The sequence below is a fragment of the Paenibacillus sp. 01T422 genome, assembly GCF_056398785.1.
In genome coordinates, this window is sequence record NZ_JBFTQB010000345.1 from 1 (window position 1) to 7,172 (window position 7,172).

At 45.6% G+C, this 7,172-nt stretch carries 4 protein-coding genes; all 4 read left to right on the forward strand.

The annotated features are described in order from the left end of the window. A partial coding sequence (locus AC1DUA_RS19370; protein ID WP_477501326.1) for a discoidin domain-containing protein occupies positions 1 to 2,709 on the forward strand: 2,709 nt, incomplete at its 5' end. A gap of 223 nt (positions 2,710 to 2,932) precedes the next feature. Beyond that, positions 2,933 to 4,723, forward strand: coding sequence for an S-layer homology domain-containing protein (locus tag AC1DUA_RS19375; protein WP_477501327.1), 1,791 nt, complete (start codon positions 2,933 to 2,935; stop codon positions 4,721 to 4,723). Between the two features lie 71 nt (positions 4,724 to 4,794). Beyond that, on the forward strand, positions 4,795 to 5,730 hold the full coding sequence (locus AC1DUA_RS19380; RefSeq protein ID WP_477501328.1) for a multicopper oxidase family protein: 936 nt from the start codon (positions 4,795 to 4,797) through the stop codon (positions 5,728 to 5,730). Between the two features lie 33 nt (positions 5,731 to 5,763). Further along, positions 5,764 to 7,172, forward strand: a 1,409-nt coding sequence (locus AC1DUA_RS19385) for a stalk domain-containing protein (protein ID WP_477501329.1), incomplete at its 3' end; no start/stop codon positions are given.

A 7,172-nucleotide genomic window follows, 5' to 3' on the forward strand; every position in this document is an offset into this window, starting at 1 on the left:
GGTGATAAGGTTTATAACAAAAAAGACTATGCTGGAGCCAATAATTTAAATGAAATCAATGATGCTTTATATGCAGAGAAATTTGCGACTACGAAAAAACCGATTGCTTTCTACCCGTATACCAATGATCCAACTTGGGGTCAAGGCGGAAGAACGGCGCTGGCTGGTCCCGTATATGACTACACAGGACCTAACGCAATCCCTGGATTAAAAGGAAAGTTCTTAGCTTATGATTTTACACGCAATTGGGTTAAAGCGGTTACAACAGATGACAATGGAGAAATTGTCAAAGTAGAAGATTTCTTATCGGGCATGCTTGCTCCGATTGATATGAAATTGGGTCCGGACGGTGCCTTGTATATTGCCGAGTTCGGGAAATCATGGGAATCTGATGAGGACGATGGTATCTCCAAGGTATTCTACGGCCAATTGCACAGAAATCCTGTTATCAAAGCCAAAGCGAGCGTTGTATCAGGAAAAACACCGTTAACAGTTAATTTTGATACAACTGGAACTACGGATCTGGACGGTGATACGATTTCTTTTGCATGGAATTTCGGAGATGGAAGCACATCTCATGATGCAAATCCGTCTCACACGTACTCGGTAAACGGAAACTATGATGTAACATTGACGGTTACCAATGGAACCGGGAAATTCTCCGTGTGGAACACGAAAATAAGCGCGGGTAACACCGCTCCTGTCGTGAAAATCACGTCTCCTGCTAACGGAGTTTTCTTCACGAATGGCGAGACGATCACAGCAACAGCTTTCGCTACGGATGAAGAGGACGGACCGATTGCATGCGATAAGATCCAGTGGTCTGTCAACCTGCTTCATGACGCTCACTACCATCCGTTTCCAGGAGCAAGCGGATGTACGCCAACATTTACATTATTTGATGATGGACATGGACCGGAAGCTAAGATCGCTTGGAATATCGCTGCGACAGTGACCGATAATGGCGCGACAGGAACAACGCCATTAAGCAGTTCAGCTTCCATTACTTTTAAAAACAAGCGTCTTCATGCTGCCGACTTTGCGGCAACTGGGGGTAACGCGCCGACTGCGCCTGCGGATCAAGGCGTCAAAACAGAGGATACGCAAGATATGTACGGCGGTAAAAATGTTGGATTCACGGAAGCCAATGACTGGCTCATGTTTAAAGACATTGACATGTCAACGATTAATAAAATGTATTTCCGTATGGCATCTGACTCTGCCAATCTGAACATGGAAGTTCATTTGGATAGTCCAACTGGAGAAAAAGTTGCTGCCATCAAGGAAGCTACAACGAAGGGCTGGCAAAACTGGAAAACATTTAGCAGTGATGTCACTCATGTTCCACATAACGTAATGACGAATGCTTTAAGCATAACGAATAACGTTTATGGCCAGTCCGAAACGGATGGAACCATAACCAATAACGTGTACGGCATTTCCCGTGTGCTTGTAGACTTCGGATCTCTGTGGACTACCGCACAGCAAGCCAAACATCCAGACTATTTCCGTGGATACCAAATTCAAGTATCTACAGATGCTGTGAACTGGACAACAGTGGCAGCAGCGGACACGAACACGGCTTATGTCGTTGACAAAACCTTCGGCGAAGTAAAAGCGCGTTATGTAAGAATTGTGAATACGAAAGACGATACGACGAATTCCTGGTATGCATCCATCCATGAGCTGTATGTGTTCCCAGCAGCTGCACCAGGTAAAAACTGGACATTTACAACCTTCACAAGAGGTAGTGGAAACGATGCTAGCAATCCTTCCGATGTGAATCATGTCATCGACGGCAAGATGAACACGCGCTGGGATACTGGTGAATACCAAAAACCAGGTGAATGGTTCCAAGTTAATATGGGAGCAGTAAGCACGATTAATGAGGTTATCCTTGATGCATCGGGTCATACCCAAGACTACCCACGCGGGTATATCATTGAAGTTTCGACTGATGGTCAAACTTGGAAGAAGGTAGCTGAGAAAGCTAACAATACAGACGTGAAAGTCGTTGCAACCTTCAGTCCGGTGAATGCCCAATACGTGAAGATCACTCAAACAGGTTCATCTACCGCTAATTATTGGTCGATTGACGAAATGGATATCAAAGTAACAGATCAACCGGTTGTTGAACTGGATGCTGTCCTGACTTCGGATACGGCAGGTAAAATTTTGTCAGCAGGGGATGAAGTGAAGGTTACGGTATCTGCCAAAGATGCTAAGAATCTGTTTGCGTCCAAATTGATGCTCACTTACGACGCAAGCAAGCTTGAGTATGTCAGCAGTGCCCTCAACAGCCAGTTTGGTAAAGAGGGAGATACAGCTGTTCTTATCCGCAAAGAAGAAACCGGTAAGCTTTCTATGGTTTTGACTGCTCTTGGAGATTTCCAAGGCTTCAACGGCAGTGTAGGTTTGGTTGATATTACGTTTAAGCTTAAAACAGACGGGGCCGCAACCCTGAGTAAGGGAAGCGATTTCTCCGATGTTAACGGTAAATTGACCCAATTGAAAGAGGATAAGACGATTGCCTTTGTACTAAGCAACCCTGATATAGACGGTGACGGTAAATTGACTGTTGCTGATCTTGTTGCAGTGGCCAAAGCATTTGGTAAAACATCGTTCGATCCGCGATACGATTTGAATCATGACGGAGTTGTCAATGTCGAAGATATTGCGTTTGTAGCTAGAAAATTGCTTGAGCTTTAAGATGTAGGCTCAACGCTCAAGAAAAGAAGTACCCTGATACCAGTCCCATTACGGGACTGGTATCCCATTCATCATTCTTTGAACAAAAAACGGAGGATTAACGATGAGGATAGCCTTTTCTAAAAGGATCATTATAACGTTAAGTGCGGCAGTGCTGATGACCTGTATATTTTCAACTGGCAGATCTAACGTAAACCTTGTGTATGCTGAGGAAGCAAGTCAAATGTCTCAGATTAAGCTAGGCACATTAGGCACTTCTTTCAAGGTGCAGGACAACATTACGGTACCTATCATGGCACTCGATACGAAAGAACTTATGGGTCTGCAATTTTCCATTAAATATGATCCGGGAATCCTTGACTTTATGGAAGGGGATACGGTACTTTCCGGTGGCTTTTACAGTGTCGATGCGAACAGTAATATCCTCATTGATGAACAAAACGGCATTCTGAAATATGCACTAATCAAGAATCAAATTCCTGGCAAGGATACCATACCCCAAATAAAGATAGCAGATTTACATTTCAAAGCTCTGAAGGCTGCTGATTCCACGTCAATCAAGATAGATGAAATTACAGCCACTACAGGCTATGCCAAAATTCCAACAAATTCAGTGGACGCTAAGCAGATCAAGATAAATGACGACAACGGTAACGGCCCCGTAGACACGGAAAAACCAGTTATTCTCATACAATCCAGCAATACGACGAATAGCCCGACGTATGTATTAAAAGGTACCGTAACGGATAATGATCCGAAGGTATCGCTAACCATTAATGGTACACCGGTAACGTTGAACAATAACACCTTCGAGAAAAGCTTCACCCTTACGGAAGGGGCTAATTCCTTTACCTTGATTGCTGCAGATAGTGCTGGTAATAAACAAGAGAGTACGTTTGTGGTTACGTATACAAAGTCGGGTAGTGGCGGCGGTACAGATCCAGGCGGAAATCCAGGTAATGGTGGCGGAGGCGGAGGCGGTGGAGGTGGAGGCAATCCGGGAACCGGGGCTGGTACGGGCAGTGGTAATGGTACCGTGAATTCACAAGATCCCGATTTTGTATCCGTCCAAATTGTTGCTGCAACAGGCGGAACCATTCAGCTGGGAACAAAGGTTAAGGTCGTTATTCCAGCCCACGCGTTAAAAGAGGATGCGAAGATCACGATCCGACGTCTTGCTAATCTTGATAAGGCCAGTGAGGGCGGGCAAGTCTTACAAATTGGAAGTCGCATTTACGAAATCACGACAACTGGCGACAGAAATTTGAATAAACCAATGACCCTTTCATTAACGCCAGATTCGGATAAAATCATAACCGGGAAAGAACCAGCCATCTATTACTATCAGGAAGACAGAAAGCAATGGATCTATCTTGGCGGACAAGATCATCATGCGATGGGCGAAATTTCTACCGAAATTGATCATTTTGCGAAATTTGCCGTATTTACCGATGAGACTATCGTGAGTTTAAACGATATAAACAATCACTGGGCGGCTGCATTCATTAATCGTCTGGTCGGAATGAAAGTGATAAATGGCTATGAAGATCATACCTTCAGACCGGAAAACAATGTGACGAGGGCTGAATTTACAAGCATGATAGTATCGGCTCTAGGCTTGGCAGTTGGCAAAGACGCATCCCCTTCTTTTGCGGATACAGATCAAATTCCAAGCTGGGCCAAGGGATATGTGACAACTGCTGTTGATGCTGGAATCATCGAGGGACGTGCCGGAGTAGACGGTAGTACCTACTTTGATGCGGATGCTCTTATCACACGCGCAGAAATGGCAGTAATGATTACAAGAGCGCTGCATACAACGCCATCGGGTCCAGCTTTAAGCTTTACGGACGTGAACGAAATTCCGGATTGGGCGAAGCCGAGCATCGCGTATTTGGTGAAGGAAGAAATCATTAACGGCTTTGAGGACAACACCTTCCGTTCCAATGCCAATGCTACGCGGTCCCAGGCAGCTTCCATGATCTACAAGCTGTTGGTTGAATTAGGAATTTAATTAAAACTAAAATTCTGTATCCCTCTTCAAGTGTGAAGAGGGATGAGAATCTTTAATGAGGAGCATAGCGGATGAGTAAAAATTCGACCCGGGTCGTGGTCACCCTCCTTTTGTTCGTTGCATTCAGTACTTCCTTAATGTTCAGCACGTTTCAGCCGATGCTGGCGGAGGAAGCTCACATGAAAAAAATATCTTTATATGCGACTGATGGCTATGTGAATATGCCTGATGGAAGTCAAATGTACATTTGGGGGTATTCTTTAGAAAATAAGAAAGGCTCTGCCGTTTATCCGGCGCCAACGATCGAAGTAGAGGAGGGAGATCATGTTGAAATTAACCTCACGAATCTGGGACCTTCAAAGGCGGGCATTCTCCCTGTTGCGCACACCATCCACTCCCATGGATTGGACACGGACCAAATGAATGACGGGGTTCCGCATACCTCCGCACCGGTTTTAGTGGGGCAAAACTTTACTTATCATTTTAAAGCGAATCATGCGGGCACTTATTTCTATCATTGTCACGTAGATACGGTAGAGCATTTGCAGATGGGGATGACAGGAGCCCTTATTGTTAAAGCAAGTCACGGGGCCAAGCAAGTGTGGACGGGAGGACCGTCCTACGATAAAGAAGTCGTGYATCATTTGAACGAGATTGACCAGTCCTGGCATGATGCGGTTGAACAAAGAAAGCTGTATGACCGGACTGTGTTTAAACCGAATTTTTGGACGATGAATGGTGAATTCCAATCCAGTCATGCGGGCTCTTCGATTCGTGCGCTTGCTGGAGAGACCTATTTGATCCGACTGATTAACTCAGGATATGAGAAACGTACCTTTCATATGAACGGGCATACTTTTCAAGTTGTAGCATCAGATGGCAGACCTTTAAAGCAAGCCGTCGATAAGCAATCTATCACCTTGGCATCAGCAGAACGCTACGATATTCTGGTCAAGTTCGACCAGGCAGGCACCTATTCGGCCCAGTTCGATGGACAGACGAAATAAATGTAACAGGAATTTGTGAGGGAGGTGACTGCGATGATTCGTATTGCAACGATAAGGTGGGGGTTTATACTCACCGCTTTATTTACATTATTCGTTGTATCAACTGCGGTTGCTCATGCAGCCACGGTTCAGAAGGTCCAGCTGTACGCTACGGACGGCAATATGACATTAGCGGATGGGAATCAGGTATATATATGGGGATACAGTCTCCAAAACAAGCCGGGTACAGCCGTTTTCCCAGGACCCAAGATTGAAGTGGAAGAAGGGGATAGCGTCGAGGTCACTGTGACGAATATTGGCCCGCAAAAAGCCGGGGCTGATTTCCAGGTCCATTCGCTGCATGTAGTTGGCGTGGATGATCAAGGCAAGGCTGGTCCAACGCTGTCTGTCGGCCAAAGTGACACGCGGCTGATTCATGCTGATCAAGCAGGTTCCCATTTCTACTATTCTTATGATCCCGATCAATATGGGTTACAAATGGGATTGAATGGTCCTTTTATTGTGAAAGCAAAGGGCTCGGTCAGTCAAGCGTGGACACATGGACCGCGTTTTGATAAAGAGTATATATTTCACATGAATGAGCTTGATCCAGATTGGCACAAGGCCGTCGAGGGCGGCAATGTGTATGATCGTCAAAAGTTTCATCCTCGCTTTTGGACGATCAATGGAAAGTCATTTCCTGATGTGGAGAATGATCCTGCTTCCATGGTTCATGGCCGAGTAGGGGAGAAAATTCTGGTCCGCTTGATTAACCCAGGATTCGATGAACATCCGATGCACCTTCATGGGCATCATTTTCAGGTCATTGCAGAGAATGGCGTACCGTTACCTGTGCCCATCGATAAGGACACCGTGGCTGTGGATCCAGGGGAAACCAAGGATATCCTCATTGTGTTTGACCAAAGCGGCCATTTTCCATTTCATAGTCACAAGATTCTGGATAATACGAATGATGGGGTTTATCCAGGCGGGTTACATACGATGACGCATATTGAAGAGGCGGGAAATGAGAACAGTGGCATGATTTCCTTCCAGGTTGGAAGTACGCATGCGATGGTGAATGGTGACCACGTCATGCTCAATACGGCTCCATTTCAGTTGCAAGGGGAGACTTATCTACCTTTTGAGTTTATTGCCGATCAATTCGGCGGCACCTTACAGGCGCGCACAGAGGATCGCAGTTTTACCTACAAGACGGCAAATACCGAGATGGCGTTATGGTTTATTCAAAAACAAGCCATTAGGAATGGACAACAAATCGAGCTGCCTGCTCCACTCTTGCAGGTGGAAGGAAAAGCGATGGTTCCGCTAAGTGCCATTTCAACCCTCTTATGCCCAAAGGTGAGTACAGATAGTTCCACGGGTACGATTACGATTGAGTATCAAGCTGGACAGGAATGCCAAAGCCCTGAGCATGATGGGACTTCGCCTGTTGTAACGGC